Genomic DNA, 19,041 nt, shown 5'->3' with positions numbered 1-19,041 from the left:
TTGAATCGTCCAATCATTAATCATCTCTTCCCAGAGGGAATTGGCAGCATTGCCCTTAGTCCAAAAGTCAACTAACCACTTGTAGGGGGGTTCTTTAGAGCCTTTAGCCCATTTCAACAAACCATACCAAACGGTAGTGGCACAAATCGCACCGCCAGAAGTGCCACTTAAGCCAATAATATTATAGCGTTCATGGACACCGGCTTGGAGCAGCTTTTTCAAAACTCCAGCGGTAAAAGCGGTATGACTTCCGCCACCTTGACATCCAATGACGATTTTCTTTCTTTCTGCCATAACCAATTTTCCTCTTGAACTGGGAACGGTTAATTTATCGTGATGCGTTTCTGGTATAGAAATTGAAGCGAGATCACGAACTGAATTTACTAAGCATTAATAACTATAACACCCAAGGGGATCGATTGATTGTTAATAAATGTAAATAAAAATTAAAATGAGGCCAGCAAAAATAGCCTGTTTATGAGAAAAAGCAGTGATGTGAAATTTGTCTGTGGTTTTCCCTGTCTAAAAAGGTGAAGGGAAGCATCCCATCTTTCCCTGCTGTAAAGGCTTTAGGGGCGAGGCAAAAGGGTAGTTAATTCTCTGTTTTGACAGTTAAGATAATTACCCTTTGGCGAGATCGCCCTTAATTTTAAGTTAGTTCATGTTAGCCGGATCAAAACCAAGATTTTTGGATTATAGTTTGGTTTTGCTAGGGGCGATCAATCTTAATCAAAAAGTTCGGGAAAATGCTGCTGAATAAACTGAATCAAAATGTCCTGATGAGGGCGACTCAGGGGACGAACTTCACCGGCTTTTTCCGAATAGCGATCGCCCCGCAGAATCTCTTCCACAGTCCATAAACCCATATCCCATCCTTCATTTAAAACCAACTGATTCATGTCCACGGTTAAGTCACCATAGTAAATATGACGAACCACTTCTGGAGTCACAAAACTATCAAACCAGGAAATCACCGCCGGGGCATAGCCAATTTCTTCTTCTAACTCTCGCTTAACCGCAGCTTCTGGGGTTTCGTTCGGTTCAACATGACCGCCAAAAAAGGCCCAATAACCGGGATGATTGATTGTCGGAATATTATCTCTTAGTTGCAGTAGGAATTTGCTGTCTTGGTGTAAAATACCTAAAGAAACGTGCCGCAATTTTGTGTTCATTTAAAAAAATTACTTTTTCCTTTATTGATTAATTATTTTTGGGTTTCATTCAATTCCAGTCGCTTAACTTGTTCCAGATAAACTTCGCCAAACTCTTGGTCAGAAATGGGAATACTTTGATATTTAACCTGACCTTGAATTAAGACTTGCTCTCCCATCTGGGGGGGAGAATCTTTTTGGATAAAAACCCAAATATTCCCGCTCTCATCCGCTAATTGATAGGCGGCACTATCCACAAAAGGAACTACTTTTTGTACAGTTCCTTTGACATAAACTTTAGAGTGTTTTTCCCAATTTTGTTCGATCGCATTAATCGGGGTGACACCCAATCCTGATTTGACCAAGCCATTACAACTGGTTAGTCCGATCAATACAAATGCGATCGCACTTATCTTAAGCAGTTTGGCGTCAAGTTGCATCATATCGCAGGTTTTAGTGGAGTGAAGTAGAGGCGGGGGATGGCCGGAAAAACCAGATTTCTTCAAGAAACCGGGTTTTTTCCGCGATCAAACCGAGTTTTTGGCTTGTTTCTGATTCTAACGCACACCGCAGTAATACCCCAGAAAGCAATCTACAAGCCATCTACAAACTATCCGGGTCAATACCCAATTCTTGCAACTTGGCTGATAATTGAGCCACTTTTTCCAAGGCCAACTGCTTCTGCTGGCGTTCGGTTTCCGCTTGTGCAAAGGCCAACTCTTTTTGCTGACGTTCGGTTTCCGCACTTTCCTCTGGGGTATTGACCAATTCCCCTTCCGGGGTAAAAAATCTTAATTGGCCGTTAAAAACCCCCAAATATAACCCTAATTGCTTACTCCACAAATATCCTGATTCATTTGGGGCGATCGCTTCATACACAGAATCTAGCAAGTGGAAACCAGCAAATTCTAAAGTATCTGGGTCAAACCAAAAATAATCAGGAGTGCGAAAAATGTCTTGATAGAGTTGTTTTTTTAAGCCTCGGTCGATCGCTGCGGTACTTTTTGACAGCAATTCAATAATTATATTAGGATATTTGCCGTCTTCTTCCCAAACCACCCAACTTTTGCGCGGTGTTTTTTCGGTGCCAAGAACGACAAAAAAATCAGGCCCGCGAAAATCTTCCGACTTCCGTTGCCGTGAGGAGTAATAAATGGTCAGATTTCCACTGGCAAAATAGTCAGTGCGATCGCGCCATAACCAATCTAAGCATTTCAGCAACAGCAGTATTTGCTGAAGATGTAAATGAGTTTCCACTGGAGGTTCATTGCTATATAAATCACTTTCAGGAAATATAACATCTTCTGGGGGATCTTCAGAAATATTGCGTTCCTTAACCAAATTCATAAGCGGTTTTGATGACTATTTTATTTTTATTTTAACTTAGTTTAGCGGATGCGGGAATGATTTTTTCGAGCCAATTTTCGTTTTTTCTTATTTTTGTTAAAATTATGCTAAAGATTTTCCCATTCATCCCGATTAATACCGTCTTGCCGCAATATTCTCACCAACAACTCCATACCAATATCACTTTGATGCGGATTTGGCAGAGTTAGGGTAAGATCGCCTTTTTTCATATGTTGATGTTTTCCGCCCGCGACCGGCCCGACAAATCCCAGTTCTTTTAAATAACGAATTAAGTCTTTTCTCTTAATTAGACCAATTGGAGGCATTAAACAGCCTCCTTAATCATTAATTCAATTCCATCAACAATTGGTAAAAATTGACGATCTGCCAGTCGAATTAAAATCCAATCTTCTAAGGCAGACTGTAATTCTTCTCGACAATTTTCCAAAGTTGCAGCATTTGCCCAAACTCCTGGAAAACCGGGGATTTCTCCAGAAACCGGGTTTCTATGACAATTTTGGTGGGGTTACAGAGATTTTCTAAAGAAACCCGGTTTCTTCAGCACTCGGTGCATGGCTGCTTGAATGTAGCTGGTTAACATTTTGATCTTTAATAAAATAAAACAAAATAAACAGACTCACTAAATAATTGTGACATACCTTTGAGCAAACCGGGGGATTCCCTACCCTGGCCCGACCCGATCGCTACCATTGCTGATTTCTCGACGATCAGCGCGATCGGGAAATTCCCACGGAATGCCTGGAGGTGATGGCGGCAGCAAACATCTCCAGTAACCGAGATCGCACCGACAGAGGCAGCAAAACCTAATCATATTGACCCCAGAACTGTCAAAAGATCCCCGAAATATGGCAATCTGAAATATAAAAGAGAATTTAAATAAAATTCAAACTCTTGCAACTATGCAAACTCTGCCACTACCGACAACTCCTAAAGCGGATGCCAACGCAGCCCTGATGGACACCACCATCCATCGCCGCAAAACTCGCCCAGTAAAAGTGGGCAACGTCACCATTGGCGGCGGATATCCCGTAGTCGTCCAATCGATGATCAACGAAGATACCTTAGATATCGACGGGTCCGTTGCCGGAATTCGGCGTCTCCATGAAATTGGCTGTGAAATCGTCCGGGTGACAGTGCCGAGTATGGCCCATGCCAAAGCTTTAGCCACCATCAAAGAAAAACTCGCCGCCACCTATCAACCCGTGCCCTTAGTGGCAGACGTACATCACAACGGCATGAAAATCGCCCTGGAAGTAGCCAAGCACGTCGATAAAGTGCGGATTAATCCAGGGTTATATGTCTTTGAAAAGCCAAAAAGCGATCGCACCGAATACACCCCAGGGGAATTTGATGAAATTGGGGAAAAAATCCGCGAAACCTTAGAACCCTTAGTCATTTCCCTGCGGGATCAAGGGAAAGCCATGCGAATTGGGGTGAACCACGGTTCTCTCGCGGAACGGATGCTATTTACCTACGGAGATACTCCCGAAGGAATGGTCGAATCCGCCCTAGAATTTATTCGCATTTGCGAATCTTTGGACTTCCGCAACCTGGTAATTTCCATGAAAGCCTCGCGAGTTCCCGTCATGTTAGCGGCTTATCGGCTGATGGCCAAACGGATGGACGAATTCGGCATGGACTATCCCCTGCACCTAGGAGTCACCGAAGCCGGAGACGGAGAATATGGGCGGATCAAGTCTACCGCAGGCATTGGCACTCTCTTAGCCGAAGGCATTGGCGACACCATTCGGGTTTCTTTAACCGAAGCCCCAGAAAAAGAAATCCCCGTTTGTTACAGCATTCTGCAAGCGTTAGGCTTGCGGAAAACAATGGTGGAATATGTCGCTTGTCCTTCTTGTGGTCGCACTCTATTTAACTTAGAAGAAGTGCTGCATAAAGTCCGAGAAGCCACCAAGCATTTAACCGGGTTAGATATTGCGGTGATGGGCTGCATTGTCAATGGCCCAGGAGAAATGGCCGATGCTGACTATGGTTATGTGGGTAAGCAACCGGGCTATATTTCTCTCTATCGCGGACGGGAAGAAATTAAGAAAGTCCCTGAAACTGAAGGTGTAACAGAATTGATCAATTTAATTAAGGCCGACGGTCGCTGGGTCGATCCTTAACTTTTGTTGTTAGTTGTTGGTTATTTGTTATTGGTTGTTGGTTATTTGTCATAAGGTGCCAGACATCGAATAACGAATAACCAATCACGAATAACCAATCACTACACCAAAAACAATTATGGAAAGAATAATCATCAAGACTGGTTAAGGAAATCTGTGTTATCGTGAAAACTGAAGGGTGGGCAATTTTTCGGCGGCGTAAGTATCTTAATCAAAATCAACCGAGTTAACAAAAGTAGTTGAGTTGAGGTGATCCATGATAACAAAAATGCCCTAGGAATAATCCCCGGTTGTCTCGCCTCGGCTAGTTTTTTGGAGAAAAAGCCTTTAATAATTCAGCGAAATTCAGGAAAAATGCATAGCAATGCTTCTGTAGGGGCGATAGCATTCGGGCAAGTAACTTATCCGATTTCACAATAACCTTTTACCCAAATGCTTCGCCCGGACGATCAATTAACAACCTTTCTACTCAGTTGCTAATATTAAGACCAAGGGACGTAGCAGCAGTCGAACCTCCGTGATATTACGGAAACTTTTCGTTAGGGGCAGGATCGGCAAACGTGAAAATCTTAAAAAAATTCTTTAAAATAAAGAGCAGTCCTGGAAAATAACGGAAAAATAATGGAGAACTTATTGATATGAAAATCTGATTCGAGTAAGGTAGCGGGTTAACTCGCTCCATATTTGAACCTTAGACACTTTAAGGCGTCAAAACCCCTAACCAGCCATCAAGTAATTCTCGTTCGTGATGGATCTGGAAAATATTAAACCAGGATTTCAGTGATTCGTAGCTGTAAATGTTTATATGTAATGTTTTCTTCCCGTCTCAGGAGACTTATGGTGATTAAAAAACGCGGACTTGTTCTCGGTACAACAGCATTTATGTTAACGGCGATTACGGTGACGGTCACGGGACTGTTGTCTCAAGGACAAGCCTTTTTTCAAGATAGCCCCAAAGAACTGGTCGATGAAGTCTGGCAGATCGTTGACCGGGAATATGTTGATGGTACTTTTAATAGTGTAGATTGGCGAACGGTGCGTCAGGATTATGTGGAAAATCGATCCTATCAGTCGATGGATCAAGCTTATGACGCGATTAGAGAAATGCTGGAACAAATCCAGGATCCATACACGCGGTTTATGGATCCCGAAGAGTTCCGCAATATGCAAATTGATACTTCTGGGGAACTGACTGGGGTAGGGATCCAGTTGGCGCAAGATGAAGAAACTAAGCAACTGGTGGTAATTGCGCCGATTGAGGATACTCCGGCTTTCCGGGTGGGGATTCAAGCTAAAGATGTGATCCTGAAAATTAATGGTCAGAGTACCGAGGGCATGGATGTTAACCAAGCGGTGAGTTTAATTCGTGGTCCGGTGGGTACAGAAGTGACTTTGACGATTAAGCGGGACAAAGAACCGGAAAAAGATTATACGATGCGGCGCGATCGCATTGAAATCCACCCAGTTCGTTATAGCTTGCGTGACTCTGACAGTGGCAAAATTGGTTATATTCGCCTCAACCAATTCAACGCCAACGCAGCGGAAGAAATGCGTCAAGCGATTCAAGACTTGGAAAACCAAAAAGTTACCGGCTATATTCTGGATTTGCGTTCTAACCCAGGGGGTCTGTTGTACTCCAGTGTGGAAATTGCCCGGATGTGGTTGTCCAGCGGCACGATTGTCTCGACGGTTAACCGACGCGGGGAAATGGATCGCCAAGAAGCTTCGGGGCGATCGCTCACCGAAAAACCCCTGGTGGTTCTGGTGGATGGCGGTTCTGCCAGTGCCAGTGAAATTCTCTCTGGGGCATTGCAGGATAACGGACGAGCGGTGGTTGTGGGCACGAAAACTTTTGGGAAAGGCTTAGTCCAATCGGTACGGGGTTTAGGTGATGGTTCTGGATTAGCGGTGACGATCGCCAAATATCTGACCCCTAATGGCACAGATATTAACCATGAAGGCATTCACCCAGACATTGAGATTGACTTGACGGAAGAAGCTAAAGAAGCGATTAAGAAGGATCGCACTTTGATTGGCACTGAAACCGATACTCAATATGCGGAAGCGTTAAAGGTGTTAAAAGAGGAAATTGCCGCCTCTCGCCGCATCCAAGCGGGAAATTAAGCATTACCATTGAGCCTCAGATCAAATGCGCGATTCCGCAAAGCGGTCGAGAAAGCGAATCGCCTCTCCTGGGGAAGAAAAATATACCCAAGAAGACCCCCATCGTTCTAAGATGTTGGGGTCTTTTTCGTTGAGTTCGTATAATGATTTATCCTATTCTGTGGCAAGATGATAGCGTTTTCCTGATTGACCAAACGCGAATTCCCGCTGAATATCGCCTGGTCAAAATCGATCGCATTGAGGATATGGCTCATGGGATTAAAACCATGATCGTTAGAGGAGCCCCGGCTATTGGCGTAGCGGCAGCCTACGGAATGTATTTAGGGGCTAGAGAAATTGAAACCGACAACAAAAGTATCTTTTTAGAAAAATTAGCCTTCTTTGGCCAACAGTTGCGGCAAACTCGTCCCACTGCGGTCAATTTGTTTTGGGCGATCGACCGGATGTTAAAAACTGCCCAAGAAACCGAGGGAACCGTCGAGCAAATTAAGACTGTGCTTCTGGAAACCGCCAAAACTATTAATCAAGAAGACATACAAACTTGTCAAGCTATTGGGGACAAAGGCTTAGAAGTGTTACCCCCCAGCCCGCAGAAACTGCGAATTCTCACCCATTGTAATGCTGGAGCCTTAGCCACTGCGGGTTATGGCACCGCTTTGGGGGTGATTCGTTCTGCTTGGAAAGCGGAACGTTTAGTGCGGGTCTATGCGGATGAAACTCGTCCCCGTTTACAAGGGGCAAAACTGACAGCTTGGGAATGCGTGCAAGAAGGAATTCCCGTCACCGTGATTACCGATAATATGGCGGCTCATTGTATGAAAAAGGGGATGATTGATGCAGTGATTGTCGGCGCAGATCGCATTGCCGCAAATGGGGATACGGCGAATAAAATTGGGACTTATTCTTTAGCATTAGTGGCCAAAGCCCACCAGATTCCTTTTTTTGTGGCGGCTCCCCTTTCTACCATTGATTTTCAGTTAGCAACTGGGGCAGAAATTACCATTGAGGAACGCGATTTCGCCGAAGTTTATCAAGTAGGTGACACGGTTTTAACTCCCCCTGGAGTAGATTTTTATAATCCAGCTTTTGATGTGACTCCGGCAGAGTTAATTACTAAAATTATTACGGAATATGGAGCAGTCAACCCAGGGGATTTAAAACAGTTTCAATAAAAATGTTGTTGGTTGGTTGTTGTTTGTTGTTGGTTGGGGAACAGGGAAGGGTTATCAGGGAACGGGGAACAGTTATCAGGGAACGGGGAAAGTCGTAGGGGCGACGAGCGCATTCGCCCGTACAAAAGTCGTAGGGGCGACGAGCGCATTAGCCCGTACAAGTGAAAAGTGATGCCTTTCAATGAAATACCACTACTCACTATTCACTCTTCACTCTTTCGTCTTTCATTAGCATCCTCTTTCATTAGCATCCTGTTGCCTGTTCCCTGTTGTTTGTTGTTTGTTATCATAATCATCCCCAAACAACCAATAACTAACAGATAGCCAATAGCAATTAACTTATAGCAAATAACAAAAAACAGATAACAGATAATTAAAAATGTGAAAGTTTGGGGATTTATTGTTATCTATTCCATAAATTTAGGTATTCTGGTATGTGTTCATGCAGTTGCTACAGGAGGATGGAGATGAAACCTTCTATTGGCGTCAAAGAAGCGATTGAACAAAGACGGGCGGCCCGTGCGTTCCGTCCTGATGTTATTCCCCAGGTGATTTTGGAAGAAATTTTGCGCTTAGGTTTGTACGCACCTTCTGGGTTTAATCTCCAGCCTTGGCGATTTATTGTGGTGCGCGATCGCGAAAATAAGGAAAAATTAAAAGCTTGTGCCTTTAATCAACGGCAAGTGACTGAGGCGCCGGTGGTGTTGATTTGTTGTGGCGATCGCCGGGTTCTTGACCCAGATTATATTGAATCAGTGATTTCCTTGGGCATGAAAACCGGGGCGATCGCCGATCCACTAGCGGAGTATATGCGATCGGCGATTCCTAAGATTTTTGAGAATAAACCCTCTTTTGAAAACATAGAAGCTTGGACAAACCGGCAAACCATGCTGGCCGTAGCGCATTTGATGATTGTGGCTAAAAGCTACGGGGTGGATAGCTGCCCAATGGAAGGGTTTATCGCTTCTGAGGTGAAAGCGGCATTTAATATCCCGGAAGAGGTAGATGTCTGCTGTCTGCTGCCCCTGGGTTATGCGGCTGAACCCATGAAACCTTATGGGGGACGTTTTGAAACGAACCAAGTTGTCTACAGTGAAACATTTGGCCAACCCTTTCACCGATAATTACCGATAATTTTAGAGAAGTCAAACACAAACCACTCTCAAAAACTATTCTGGAAAGCAAGACTGTGGGACAAAATTTATGAGTCAAACCGATTATCCAGAAAGATTGCAACAGCTATTGCCGCAGGTAGGACTGAGAAGTTTGCGCGAACTCAGTCGCCAAGCGGGGGTTTCTCGTTGGCAGGTGCAACAATTAAGGGAAGGCAAAGCGTTACAAATGCGGGGCGAAAGTTTGCTGAAACTCAGTGCCGCCCTGCAAATTCCCCTGGCTGATTTACTGAGCCAATTTGGTGAGGTGGACTTAACTCCCCAGAAAACGAAAGACGCAACGGGAAAAAGAGATTCCTATCAAGCAGAATATCAGCGCTTAAAAACGGAGATGGCACAACAGCGAGAAGTGTTGATGCAGGAATTTCAGCAGTCTGGTTTACAAATGCTGGAATCTTGGTTAAAGCAATGGCCAAAAGCGGTCTACGCTGCCCAGCAAAATCCTCAGTTAGCAGCGGCGAATCTGTTGCCGCTAATGCGTCCCGTGGAAGAGTTGGTGAAACAATGGGGAGTAGAGGCGATCGCGGAGGTTGGTTCCCAGGTGGCTTACGATCCCCGCTGGCATCAACTCACCCAAGGAACGGCGGAACCGGGAGCAATGGTTACAGTAAAAAGTCCCGGTTATCGTCAAGGCGATCGACTGCTTTATCGCACAGAAGTTAGCCCATAGTTAGTCAATCAAAAGGGTTTTGAAAAGGGTTTTTACCTGGGAAAAATTTAGGAATTTATTGCTGATTTGCGATTTAGCTATTCACACCGAGAGGATTGAGCCAGCGGAAAATCTCTTGTTTAAGCAGATCCGGTTCTCGATGAATTTCTTGCTTCACCCATTGGGCGATCGCATCGATGGGCGAAAACTCTTTTCCCGGTTTCCATTGCACATTTTGACTCAACGGAGTCAGGTGATTTCCCGGCAGGATTTTCACCGTCACCATATTAGAAAATAGTTCTTGTAAAATAGGATTTAAACTGAGAGTTTGATCCAAATCATCCTGCTTAAACTTAATTAACAAATTCCTCCTAACTTGGTATTTACGAGCAATAATATCATTAGTTTGCTTGGGATTTGGGCTAAAGTCAAAATCAAAATCATCGGGTAAATTGTCCGCAAAAGGAATCGATCGCCGCGCCGGAAAATTATTAAAAGAAATCAGAATATTCCCCGCCCGTTCCACGGAAAATAAACTACCAATTAATAAATGTAGCTTGCAGCCCATACTATGCCCTAATCCGTAAACGGGCAAATAGCGATTCGGTAATTTTCCCGCCATTTGCAATTGTTCCACACACCACTCGAAGCTTTCCAAAACATTCCGGGCAATCTCGCGATGATCGAAAGTATTAATAAACGGTGTAGCGACGATCGCATAACCTTTTTTACTGGTGTCTTCTAATAAAGAACGATAGGTTAAATGGGGCGCTGCACCGATAAAAGCACCGCCAATAAAATGCACTATTCCCTTGGGACGAGAAGGAATATAAACCCAGTTACCAGAAAATTCTTGCCAGTCCATATTTGTTATTAGTTATTTGTTGGTTGTTGTTTGTTCGTGAAGAAAAAACCACAGAGACACAGAGGACACAGAGAACAAATTACCTTTGTGTCCTCTGTGCCTTTGTGGTTCAATTAATATGTCTAATATTACCACAAGTTAACTAAATTATCTCACAAATTTTTTACCGATTACGACGTTGGGCAAACCAAGATTGTAACTGTTGCCGACAAGGAGTTTCAAGAATGCCACCCAGCACCGATAATTTATGAAAAGAACAAGCACTATCTGGAATATTCGCTACAGTACGAATTGCCCCGGTTTTGGGGTCATCAGCGCCATAAACTAATAACTTTAAACGGGATTGCGTGATCGCACCTGCACACATGGGACAAGGTTCTAAAGTTACATATAAAGTACAATCATTCAGGTGCCAATTTTGTAACCGTTTCCCTGCTAATCGTAGAGCGATAATTTCTGCATGGGCGGTGGGGTCGTTATCTCGTTCTCTGCGGTTTTCTCCTTCAGCAATTAATTCATTTTGACTATTAATAATCACCGCTCCTACGGGAATTTCCGCTGCTTTTCCGGCATTTTCTGCCAGTTCTAAAGCACGATTCATCCATTTTTTATGGTTAATATAAATTGGATTTTCTAGCATACGGCTGTTTTCGATTGATTGAATAGACTACAGATATTGGTCGGTTTGGGGCTTGTAGGGGCGAAGCATTCCCGGAAAAAATTCCGGGAATGCTTCGCCATCACCCAAGCAAATAAAGGTGTAGGGTGTAGGGGCAGGTAATAGTGAACAATGACAACTATTAATTAACCTTTTCTTGCAATTTGGCAAAGGCGATCGCCTCTTCTGGAGTAGAGATTTGATCCGTGGCACGAGCCAGGGCAATTTCCGTCAGTAATTTGCCTATTTCTGGACTACTGGGTAGTTCTAAAGCTGCCATTAATTGTTGCCCTGTGACTAAAGGCGTGGGATGAGCAATTTGATTTTCGGGGTTAAGATATTTTTCTATCAATTGGTTCAAAACACCGGTTTCTTTAAAAAACAGGGTTTCTTCGGTTACTTCTATTTTTTCCGCTATTATTTTAACAGCCAATGCCGGAAACATTTCTTTGACTTCCTGAAAGATAAAATATTGCGATCGCACCAAATTAGTTTCAGAATCATGCTCTAAATTATGCCGATCAAGAGTTTGATATCGCTGCCAACTATGCAGCACTCGCGTCACAGCGCTAATTTCCGATCGACTAAACTTTAACCGGACTAATTGGCTTTCCGCTTGCTTCGGTTCAGGAGATACCAAAATCGCAAATTTAGCCACCGCTAAATAACCAGAACTTCGCCTACTTTTCGGCCAAGAAGCAAACAGTTGCCGTCCCAAATCTGGCCAAGTTTCTGCTAACTTAATCGCCGCTGCATCAATTCTTTCTAGCACAGCGAAACTTTCCTTCGTTGCATTGGGAAACCACATACCCAGTAACCCATCTTCCCACGCGGTAGTCAAGGGATTTGCCCCCTGGGGAGAATCCAGAATATAATTCAACTCTGTTCTAATTCGTTCCGCTGCCACCTGTTTCAGAAATGGTGCTAATTGACGGATGGCTTTTTGGGTTTCTGGATCGATGGTAAAACCCAATTGGGCTGCCTGACGATAAGCCCGCAATAACCGCAATGGATCATCTGCCAAATTAGTAGGAGAAACCATGCGAATGATGCCACTTTTAATATCTGCTTCACCATTAAAAGGGTCAACAAATTCACCAGTCCGGGGATGATAGGCGATCGCATTCATGGTATAGTCTCGTCGCCCTAAATCTGTAATTAAAGTAGACCCTTCCTGCTTGGCAAAATCTACAGTTGCATTCTGAAAAACCACCCTAGCAATCTTACGTTTCTCATCAAGTACCACAAAACCAGCCTTATATTCTTTGGCAATTTTACTGGCAATGCTCACCGCTTGACCGGGCAAAACAAAATCCAAATCAAGATAGCCTAATGCAGTGGACTGGATTTTCCCTTGCTGTTGCAGCAGGGCATTTCGCACCGCCCCTCCGACCAAATAAGCATCATTCGGCAACCATTCCAAACTAAATGGCCAAGTTTCCGGGGATAAAATAGCGATATTTTCAACATTTTTGCTGTTCATAGGTATTCGGGTAGGTATCTAGACTGAGGGACTAGACAAATTTAGGACTGTATAAGCTAGATTAACAAAAAGGTCGTGGAGTTTGTTATGGAGTTTGTCGAGATGTGTATTTGTATTAACTGCCATTATGTAGACCGCTGCATCACCTATCACGCGGTGGAAACCCAACACCAACAACCCCATTTAACTGATATTCCAGATTTTGATCCCATTGAACCATCGATTAATGTGAATATTCGCTCTCAAGCAGATGCGATCGAAATGGAATGGGATGTAGTGGGTTGTAACAGTTTTCAAGCAGAAATGGGTAAATGGGCTCGGTTGCGTCCGGGAGAAGCCATTCCCACATAACCGAGGGTCGGGGAAGGTAGGGACTGGGGGTAAAAACAATTCTCTCGTCCCGAAATCCCCTCTGATTTATCATTAAAATCATCAAAAAAATCATCAAAATTCTCAATGAGAGGATAAAATCATGGTTGTTCAAATCGAGGCAAAAACCAGTAAAAACACCAATATTATTTATCCCGATAGTGATGGAAAAACCATTACAGATAATACCAAACAATTTCGCTGGATTACAGTGATTTATTACAATCTAGAATGGCTATTTGCTCAGGATGAGAATGTATTTGTGGCGGGGGATTTGCTCTGGTATCCAGTGGAAGGAAATAATCAGCTACGTCAAGCCCCAGATGTGATGGTTGTATTTGGGGCGAAAAAAGGCGATCGCGTAAGCGGTGCGGAGCACTATCGCGGCTCTTATATGCAATGGAAAGAACAAGGAATTAGCCCGCAAGTAGTATTTGAAATTCTCTCTCCCGGTAATACCTTAACCGAAATGAATCGCAAACAGGTTTTTTATAACCGTTATGGGGTAGAAGAATACTATGTCTATGACCCGGATAAAAATGATTTAAGTGGATGGTTGAGAGGCGAACATGGACTAGATATTATTGAGACCATGACAGTCCTCGTTTAGGCATTCGCTTTGACTTATCCGAGGAGCAATTACAACTTTTCCGTCCTGATGGTACACCTTTTGTCAGCTATGGAGATATTTATCAACGGTTGGAAGTGGCACTAGAGGAGGTAGAACAAGAACGCCAAAATGCTGAACGAGAAAGCCAACGGGCTGAACGAGAAAGCCAACGGGCTGAACGAGAAAGCCAACGGGCTGAACGAGAAAGCCAACGGGCTGAAAGATTGGCTGAACGCTTGAAGGCAATGGGCATCGATCCAGAGGCGATTGATTGAAATCGGGGGATGAGAAACCGGATTTTTTGAGATATTAATTGGTGGGCAATGCCCACCCTACACCCGTAGATACTGTATTGATTTGTCAAGGGGTTGTGGATAAAAAGTTTGGGTCAAAGGGTTTTTGGGACTTTAAAATCCCGAATACCTGATGTAATAACTTCCGCATTACCGCCCCAATTACTTGCATCTTGGCCTTACCGCGCTCAAGCAATCGATCGCTGAAAACTTTGAGTAAGGGATTGTGTCGCATAGCCACAATCGCTGGCCAATACAAGGCATTACGCAACCGGGCGTTACCCATGCGCGACAGCCGTGGCTTACCATGTACGGAAGAGCCACTCGATCGCTCAACCGGCGTCAAGCCTGCATGAGCCGCTAGTTGACGCGCATTTTTATATGCTTGTACATTGCCCATCTCTCCCAAAAGTACGCTGGCACTTTGTTGACCAATTCCCGGAATCGTGGTCAGTAAGTCGCGTTGTGCTTTGAGGTGAGGATGGTTGTCAATGTGCTCGTCAATCAGTTGTTTAGTTTGCGAAATCGCCTCGTCAAGATATTCCAGATGGCTTTCAATGGATTGTGCGATCGCGTCAGTTGAAGTACCTAGGCGGTTTTTTTCCTGCTGCTGCATCTCCATCAATGACTCCAGGCGTCTTAAAAGTGCCTGTAGTTGCTTTATCTCTGGAGGCAACGGAATCCAAGCCGGTGGCTCGATAGCAGCACAGAAGCGGGCAATCAGCGCCGCATCCACCTTGTCAGTCTTCGTTCGGAGTAGTTCCCCTTTGGCGAAACCTTTAATTCGGGCTGGATTAACAATACTGACTATATGGCCTGCTTCGTACAGGAATTCAGCCAATGCCTCACCATAGATGCTGGTCGCTTCCATGCAAGCATGAATGCGGGTGACATGATGTCGTGAAAGCCACGCTTAGTAGATCATTGAAGCCTTCGGGGTCATTTGAGAACACTTTCGGTTTACTTTTCCCGTTATCGAGCATCAACGCGGCATGAAATGTTTTCTTGCTAATATCAATGCCGAGAACTGTTGGTGTCATAGCGCTGTACCTCAAAACTTCAGTGGTCTTTGGATTGGATTCGGACTCGGATTCAGACTGGTCAATACAACTAACCTTGTCAATACAGGCTGCACTGATGATTCAGTGGCCTAAGATACTGTCCAGTTTCAGGAAAAAACCAGTCACCATTCGGATGCAGGGAACTTATCTACGTCACAGACTCATAAATGGTCTCAGGGACACGCCAGCTTCACCCGACCGAAGTAGAGAGACTGCTTTATGCTCTTCTACCAGACTACGAATAACATACAAGGGACACGGCTGGCCCAAGTCCCTACATTTAATGTTAATTTAATGTTGAAGATTTTTGACATATTGCTGAAAAGCAGGAATCACTTGAAACACAGTTTCCTGGTTGTGAATCTTTTGTGCGATTAAACCGCGTCTGACTAAAGATTGAATGGCGGAAAATACATCGGTTGGCAAACCTTGATAGCTTTTCAATAATTGAGGAAAATTAGCCGGGGCTGCTTGGACTGTTAAGGCATTTAGCACCTTTTTTTCTATTTCTGACAGTCTCTCATACTGTTGCTGGAAAATCAAGCTTAATTCATCTCCTAATATCGATAATTCTGATTGATAAATTAGATATTCAGCGACTCTCCCAGCAAATAAATTATTGATAGTCCGAGCGGTCAATTTTAAGTATAGGGGATTGGCTTGAAATAAGTTGATTAATTCGGCCCATTTATCTTGGTCTAATAAATCATTTTGTTGGAGAATTTCTCTGGCAGCGGCTTCACTGACCCCGGTGAGATATAAAACCTGTACTCCCTGATAATCCGGTGGAAAAGTGAGCATTTCTAAAGCCGGTTCCGAACTGGTGAAAATTAGACAACTATTATGCTCCATTTCTCCCAGGATTTTAAAAAAAGTTCCGTAATTTTCATAACCTGTTTTATAAGTGCCTGAAAGTTGCTCACTCTGAAAAAGTTGTTGCCCGTCGTCGCAAATTATTAGACACCGAGAATTGCGTAAATATTCCAGCAATATTGCCAGTTGAGCCTCTATGCGATCGGGCAAGTCTGTGACTGGGCGATCGCAAATAAATTCAATTATTTTTTTCAGGGTGGTTTCTAGGGTTGGAAAAGTGCGGAGGCTATGCCAGAAAATGCAATCAAATTGAGTCTGAATTTGGGTAATTAAATGACGGGCGATCGCGCTTTTGCCAGTACCACTAATTCCCAAAATAGCTACGAGGCGACATTGTTTTTGGCTAATCCAGTTTTCCAGGGTAGTGAGTTCACAAGTGCGATGATAAAATTTGGCGATCGCTGGTGCATCTCTTAAATTTAATCTGGGTTTGTCTTGAGGACTTTCTTCAGTTGATGGTGGAGGAGGGGGTGAGTTTTGTTTAGCTTTTGAATGATGTATGGGTTCGGTACAAACGTTGATGCTACCTCTTTGGACAAAGTTAAAACTCAGGAAATTAGAAGATTGAGAAATATGATATCTTTCAATGGCGGATCTAAAACTAGACTTGGTGACATTTTCCTCTAATATTTCTGAAATCATTTGCCATAACTTTGAAGCCACATTACCCACATGGCGATCGCCACATTTAAATTCCTTAGCAATCTGGGAATATTTTTTGCCTTGCCAACTTCCCCGCAAGATTTCTTGTTGCAGATTATCTAAATGCTTGCCGGTTTTGGCTAAAACTAGCTCGTCAGCGACCCTTAAGGCTTCGTTAATATCCATATCCAAGTAAATACAGAGATTGCGGGTATTATAGCAAATTTTTGTGATATTTTGTGAGATTTTCTTAAATTTGCTGATTTTTTCTGATATTTTTTGCTGAAAAGTGATGTTTTTTAGGCAAAAAATTTAGCTAAAAATCATGATAAAAAATGACACTTTTTTTTGACAAATATGATTTTTTGTCGTTAGCATAGAATAAATGAGTCATGGAAAAAGGGCTAAAACAAATGGATCCTTTAGCAGCATCTTTCATCTTTAACACGGCTAGTGCTGCCCTGTCTGGCATCATAGTTAATATGGTGAATGGTCAGACCACAGCAGTCAATAAGGAAGAATTAAAAAGAGAAGTAACTCGTATAGTGACGGTGGAGGTTAAAAAGCATCAACTAAACCGTCAAGAGCAAGAATTACAGGCTATGATCGCTGAAATTCTTACTGAAATTAAAATTTTAGCCGCCAGAGACAAAGACATAAAATTAACAAATGAAACAATCGAGTTAAAACCATTGTCAGGGCCTAGCTTGCCATTCCTCAAAGATCCCAAGGACGCTCGCCTGGAACGGTTACATAAAATTATAGCCCAAAGGCGTCAAGAATTGCGTTTGCCGGAGTCGAACGATATTCCTGATGGCTGGAAACCAGTCGATCCGAATAAATATCCACATAAACAACCTGAACCCCCAGTTCCTGAGAATCCACAACAAGAAATTAACCAGAACGCGGAAGCATGGCAACAAACTCCCAAAGAACCAGAAAAAAGTTATTGGCAAAAACGAATTGAAGACGCAACTCGGAGAATTCAAATTATTCGCGCTGGCGGTGAGGTAATCGATGAACAAGATGAATCATAAAATTTTTATACCAGAAAGATTTAAACGAGTCTTAGAGCTTCACATCGTCAAAAATTTAATGAAAAGCGTTGCCGGTCGGGTGCCACTTTTGTTGGGGATTCATGGAGCATCAGGAGATGGAAAAACCTACCAATGCGAACAAATTTTAACTGAAATTGGGGTTCAGGCATTCTTAATATCTGGCGGACAGCTAGAAAGTCCTGATTCGGGAAAACCGGCTCAACTGGTTAGAGACACTTATCTGCAAGCAAGTGATTGTATTGAAAAGGGTAAGTGTAAAGCCGCCGTTGTGCTAATCAATGACGTAGATACAGGATTAGGCAATTGGGGAGATATGGTTCAGTACACCGTGAACACACAAACCGTTTTTGGTGAACTGATGCACCTTGTCGATTACCCAAATTTAGTAGCAGGAATCCCGACTAAACGCATTCCAATTGTTATCACGGGTAATGATTTCACCAAGTTGTATGAACCTCTGGTTCGTGCTGGCCGAATGACGGCATTTGAGTGGAAGCCAACTTTAGAAGAGAAAGCAGAAATAGTTCAGGGCATTTTTTCAGAACTTAGTTTTTCAGAATGCCAAGCCCTGGTGAGAGAATTTTCATCTCAACCCATTGCTTTCTTTTCCCATCTGAAATCTAGTCTGATAGATGATGAGCTTTGGAAATCAATTCAAAAAGTAGGGGTAAGTCGCAGATCTATAGAATATATTACGGATCGTTATGATGCGAGAGAGCCAGATTTAAATCAACATTTTCAGTTTTCCGACCTAGTAAAAGCTGGTAAACATTTGCTTCAATCCGGTCAACTCATCAATCATTTGAGGTTTAACTAAAAATGGCCAGGACAGTTACTTATACCAAGTCAATAACTTGCACCAGAATCGAGATAATCAAATCACAGGTCAAGATAGCACTTGTGAGAACAACAGACCTTTCTGATTATGCAATAGAAAATTCCATTTTGAAAGGGATAGAATATCAGTGGATTCGTGAAGTCAATGTTTACGGGTTAGATAGTTCCAACCTGTGTAAAGCACAGTTAATTATGACAATTGACTGGGAGCAGCATAATCTACAGATCGCTAATGGCAAAGCGACTGTTGTCATCACGGAAGATGGCCGAACTTGGAAAGATAATACAGCGCTTGAGTTAAGGGAAGCGATCAAATTATTTATGGACTATGCGAAGGCAAATAACCTGAAAGCAAAATGTCACACACGCTATGCACCAGGGGTAAATCACGAAGAAGCTGACCGCGTTCTGGGAATGGTTGATGCTGAACCGATTCAATGGAACGCTAAAGCCAGGGGATTTGACTGTTATATCCAAGAAGTTGAAGAACTTCGAGTGGGTTTTTATTGTGTGGATTGATGCTGATAAAT

General features: G+C 43.3%; 20 protein-coding genes and 2 pseudogenes. 10 read left to right on the top strand and 12 right to left on the bottom strand.

Annotated elements, in window-relative coordinates:
* The 7 genes and pseudogenes from AM228_RS11460 to AM228_RS32410 all read right to left on the bottom strand — a co-directional run.
* The coding region (locus AM228_RS11460) for a patatin-like phospholipase family protein (protein WP_369817712.1) at positions 1 to 294 on the bottom strand (294 nt) is incomplete at its 3' end.
* 431 nt (positions 295 to 725) lie between these two features.
* Positions 726 to 1,172 carry an NUDIX hydrolase gene (locus tag AM228_RS11455; protein ID WP_054466245.1) on the bottom strand — a complete coding sequence of 149 codons (447 nt, stop codon included), beginning with the start codon at positions 1,170 to 1,172 and terminating at the stop codon, positions 726 to 728.
* A 32-nt stretch (positions 1,173 to 1,204) separates the two neighbouring features.
* Entirely contained in the window at positions 1,205 to 1,594 is a 390-nt protein-coding gene (locus AM228_RS11450) for a hypothetical protein (RefSeq protein ID WP_054466244.1), read from the bottom strand.
* Between the two features lie 160 nt (positions 1,595 to 1,754).
* Complete coding sequence (locus AM228_RS11445) at positions 1,755 to 2,498, bottom strand: Uma2 family endonuclease (protein WP_054466243.1); 744 nt, start codon at positions 2,496 to 2,498, stop codon at positions 1,755 to 1,757.
* Between the two features lie 107 nt (positions 2,499 to 2,605).
* Entirely contained in the window at positions 2,606 to 2,824 is a 219-nt protein-coding gene (locus tag AM228_RS11440; protein WP_054466242.1) for a type II toxin-antitoxin system HicA family toxin, read from the bottom strand.
* Positions 2,824 to 2,991 (bottom strand): annotated as a pseudogene (locus tag AM228_RS36160) (type II toxin-antitoxin system HicB family antitoxin); the annotation flags it as partial. The pseudogene AM228_RS36160 and the gene AM228_RS11440, both read right to left, overlap by 1 nt.
* 189 nt (positions 2,992 to 3,180) lie before the next feature.
* Positions 3,181 to 3,330 carry a hypothetical protein gene (locus AM228_RS32410; protein WP_156331706.1) on the bottom strand — a complete coding sequence of 50 codons (150 nt, stop codon included), beginning with the start codon at positions 3,328 to 3,330 and terminating at the stop codon, positions 3,181 to 3,183.
* An 88-nt stretch (positions 3,331 to 3,418) separates the two neighbouring features.
* Here AM228_RS32410 and ispG point away from each other — a divergent pair, with 88 nt between their 5' ends.
* The 5 genes from ispG (at position 3,419) to AM228_RS11415 (ending at position 9,783) form a co-directional block, all read left to right on the top strand.
* Positions 3,419 to 4,645 carry a (E)-4-hydroxy-3-methylbut-2-enyl-diphosphate synthase gene (ispG, locus tag AM228_RS11435; protein WP_054466241.1) on the top strand — a complete coding sequence of 409 codons (1,227 nt, stop codon included), beginning with the start codon at positions 3,419 to 3,421 and terminating at the stop codon, positions 4,643 to 4,645.
* An 837-nt stretch (positions 4,646 to 5,482) separates the two neighbouring features.
* Positions 5,483 to 6,769 (top strand): carboxyl-terminal processing protease CtpC, encoded by a 1,287-nt coding sequence (ctpC, locus tag AM228_RS11430; RefSeq protein WP_054466240.1) that lies wholly within the window; start codon positions 5,483 to 5,485, stop codon positions 6,767 to 6,769.
* Between the two features lie 143 nt (positions 6,770 to 6,912).
* The gene (gene mtnA / locus AM228_RS11425) at positions 6,913 to 7,941 is read left to right on the top strand and encodes an S-methyl-5-thioribose-1-phosphate isomerase (protein WP_054466239.1); all 1,029 of its coding nucleotides are present in this window, start codon (positions 6,913 to 6,915) and stop codon (positions 7,939 to 7,941) included.
* Between the two features lie 467 nt (positions 7,942 to 8,408).
* The gene (locus AM228_RS11420; RefSeq protein WP_082348843.1) at positions 8,409 to 9,065 is read left to right on the top strand and encodes a nitroreductase family protein; all 657 of its coding nucleotides are present in this window, start codon (positions 8,409 to 8,411) and stop codon (positions 9,063 to 9,065) included.
* Between the two features lie 79 nt (positions 9,066 to 9,144).
* Positions 9,145 to 9,783: a helix-turn-helix domain-containing protein gene (locus AM228_RS11415; RefSeq protein WP_054466237.1), complete on the top strand. Its 639-nt coding sequence runs from the start codon at positions 9,145 to 9,147 to the stop codon at positions 9,781 to 9,783.
* 73 nt (positions 9,784 to 9,856) lie between these two features.
* On the opposite strand, the gene AM228_RS11410 is transcribed toward AM228_RS11415, so the two are convergent.
* The 3 genes from AM228_RS11410 to AM228_RS11400 all read right to left on the bottom strand — a co-directional run bounded on the left by AM228_RS11410 (position 9,857) and on the right by AM228_RS11400 (position 12,768).
* The gene (locus tag AM228_RS11410; RefSeq protein WP_054466236.1) at positions 9,857 to 10,627 is read right to left on the bottom strand and encodes a DUF1350 family protein; all 771 of its coding nucleotides are present in this window, start codon (positions 10,625 to 10,627) and stop codon (positions 9,857 to 9,859) included.
* 163 nt (positions 10,628 to 10,790) lie between these two features.
* Complete coding sequence (tadA, locus tag AM228_RS11405; RefSeq protein ID WP_054466235.1) at positions 10,791 to 11,267, bottom strand: tRNA adenosine(34) deaminase TadA; 477 nt, start codon at positions 11,265 to 11,267, stop codon at positions 10,791 to 10,793.
* Between the two features lie 160 nt (positions 11,268 to 11,427).
* Positions 11,428 to 12,768 (bottom strand): CCA tRNA nucleotidyltransferase, encoded by a 1,341-nt coding sequence (locus AM228_RS11400; RefSeq protein ID WP_054466234.1) that lies wholly within the window; start codon positions 12,766 to 12,768, stop codon positions 11,428 to 11,430.
* Positions 12,769 to 12,870: 102 nt separating this feature from the next.
* Here AM228_RS11400 and AM228_RS11395 point away from each other — a divergent pair, with 102 nt between their 5' ends.
* On the top strand, positions 12,871 to 13,119 hold the full coding sequence (locus AM228_RS11395; protein ID WP_054466253.1) for a Ycf34 family protein: 249 nt from the start codon (positions 12,871 to 12,873) through the stop codon (positions 13,117 to 13,119).
* A gap of 121 nt (positions 13,120 to 13,240) precedes the next feature.
* Positions 13,241 to 14,022: pseudogene (locus tag AM228_RS11390) on the top strand (Uma2 family endonuclease).
* A gap of 85 nt (positions 14,023 to 14,107) precedes the next feature.
* Here the strand turns inward: AM228_RS11390 and AM228_RS11385 are convergent.
* Positions 14,108 to 14,911 (bottom strand): IS110 family transposase, encoded by an 804-nt coding sequence (locus AM228_RS11385; RefSeq protein WP_197285278.1) that lies wholly within the window; start codon positions 14,909 to 14,911, stop codon positions 14,108 to 14,110.
* A 481-nt stretch (positions 14,912 to 15,392) separates the two neighbouring features.
* On the bottom strand, positions 15,393 to 16,802 hold the full coding sequence (locus tag AM228_RS11380; RefSeq protein WP_054466233.1) for an NB-ARC domain-containing protein: 1,410 nt from the start codon (positions 16,800 to 16,802) through the stop codon (positions 15,393 to 15,395).
* Between the two features lie 227 nt (positions 16,803 to 17,029).
* Between AM228_RS11380 and AM228_RS11375 the strand changes: the two genes are divergently transcribed.
* The 3 genes from AM228_RS11375 to AM228_RS11365 all read left to right on the top strand — a co-directional run bounded on the left by AM228_RS11375 (position 17,030) and on the right by AM228_RS11365 (position 19,030).
* Positions 17,030 to 17,653, top strand: a complete 624-nt coding sequence (locus AM228_RS11375) for a hypothetical protein (RefSeq protein ID WP_156331704.1) — start codon at positions 17,030 to 17,032, stop codon at positions 17,651 to 17,653.
* Entirely contained in the window at positions 17,643 to 18,491 is an 849-nt protein-coding gene (locus tag AM228_RS11370) for an AAA family ATPase (protein WP_054466231.1), read from the top strand. The genes AM228_RS11375 and AM228_RS11370 overlap by 11 nt, the downstream gene beginning before the upstream one ends.
* 83 nt (positions 18,492 to 18,574) lie before the next feature.
* A complete protein-coding gene (locus tag AM228_RS11365) occupies positions 18,575 to 19,030 on the top strand; it encodes a hypothetical protein (protein WP_156331703.1) in 456 nt (151 codons plus the stop codon).
* Positions 19,031 to 19,041 lie beyond the last annotated feature (11 nt).

The organism is Planktothricoides sp. SR001 (assembly GCF_001276715.1).
Classification (GTDB): Bacteria; Cyanobacteriota; Cyanobacteriia; order Cyanobacteriales; family Laspinemataceae; genus Planktothricoides; species Planktothricoides raciborskii.
This window is presented reverse-complemented; position numbering and strand designations above follow the sequence as displayed.

What these genes read in the sequence shown, in the direction of transcription:
- AM228_RS11455 (WP_054466245.1), bottom strand. Translation starts at nt 1,172, where the DNA reads ATGAACACAAAATTGCGGCACGTTTCTTTAGGTATTTTACACCAAGAC.
- AM228_RS11450 (WP_054466244.1), bottom strand. Translation starts at nt 1,594, where the DNA reads ATGATGCAACTTGACGCCAAACTGCTTAAGATAAGTGCGATCGCATTT.
- AM228_RS11445 (WP_054466243.1), bottom strand. Translation starts at nt 2,498, where the DNA reads ATGAATTTGGTTAAGGAACGCAATATTTCTGAAGATCCCCCAGAAGAT.
- AM228_RS11440 (WP_054466242.1), bottom strand. Translation starts at nt 2,824, where the DNA reads ATGCCTCCAATTGGTCTAATTAAGAGAAAAGACTTAATTCGTTATTTA.
- AM228_RS32410 (WP_156331706.1), bottom strand. Translation starts at nt 3,330, where the DNA reads ATGATTAGGTTTTGCTGCCTCTGTCGGTGCGATCTCGGTTACTGGAGA.
- ispG (WP_054466241.1), top strand. Translation starts at nt 3,419, where the DNA reads ATGCAAACTCTGCCACTACCGACAACTCCTAAAGCGGATGCCAACGCA.
- ctpC (WP_054466240.1), top strand. Translation starts at nt 5,483, where the DNA reads ATGGTGATTAAAAAACGCGGACTTGTTCTCGGTACAACAGCATTTATG.
- mtnA (WP_054466239.1), top strand. Translation starts at nt 6,913, where the DNA reads ATGATTTATCCTATTCTGTGGCAAGATGATAGCGTTTTCCTGATTGAC.
- AM228_RS11420 (WP_082348843.1), top strand. Translation starts at nt 8,409, where the DNA reads ATGAAACCTTCTATTGGCGTCAAAGAAGCGATTGAACAAAGACGGGCG.
- AM228_RS11415 (WP_054466237.1), top strand. Translation starts at nt 9,145, where the DNA reads ATGAGTCAAACCGATTATCCAGAAAGATTGCAACAGCTATTGCCGCAG.
- AM228_RS11410 (WP_054466236.1), bottom strand. Translation starts at nt 10,627, where the DNA reads ATGGACTGGCAAGAATTTTCTGGTAACTGGGTTTATATTCCTTCTCGT.
- tadA (WP_054466235.1), bottom strand. Translation starts at nt 11,267, where the DNA reads ATGCTAGAAAATCCAATTTATATTAACCATAAAAAATGGATGAATCGT.
- AM228_RS11400 (WP_054466234.1), bottom strand. Translation starts at nt 12,768, where the DNA reads ATGAACAGCAAAAATGTTGAAAATATCGCTATTTTATCCCCGGAAACT.
- AM228_RS11395 (WP_054466253.1), top strand. Translation starts at nt 12,871, where the DNA reads ATGTGTATTTGTATTAACTGCCATTATGTAGACCGCTGCATCACCTAT.
- AM228_RS11385 (WP_197285278.1), bottom strand. Translation starts at nt 14,911, where the DNA reads ATGGAAGCGACCAGCATCTATGGTGAGGCATTGGCTGAATTCCTGTAC.
- AM228_RS11380 (WP_054466233.1), bottom strand. Translation starts at nt 16,802, where the DNA reads ATGGATATTAACGAAGCCTTAAGGGTCGCTGACGAGCTAGTTTTAGCC.
- AM228_RS11375 (WP_156331704.1), top strand. Translation starts at nt 17,030, where the DNA reads ATGGATCCTTTAGCAGCATCTTTCATCTTTAACACGGCTAGTGCTGCC.
- AM228_RS11370 (WP_054466231.1), top strand. Translation starts at nt 17,643, where the DNA reads ATGAATCATAAAATTTTTATACCAGAAAGATTTAAACGAGTCTTAGAG.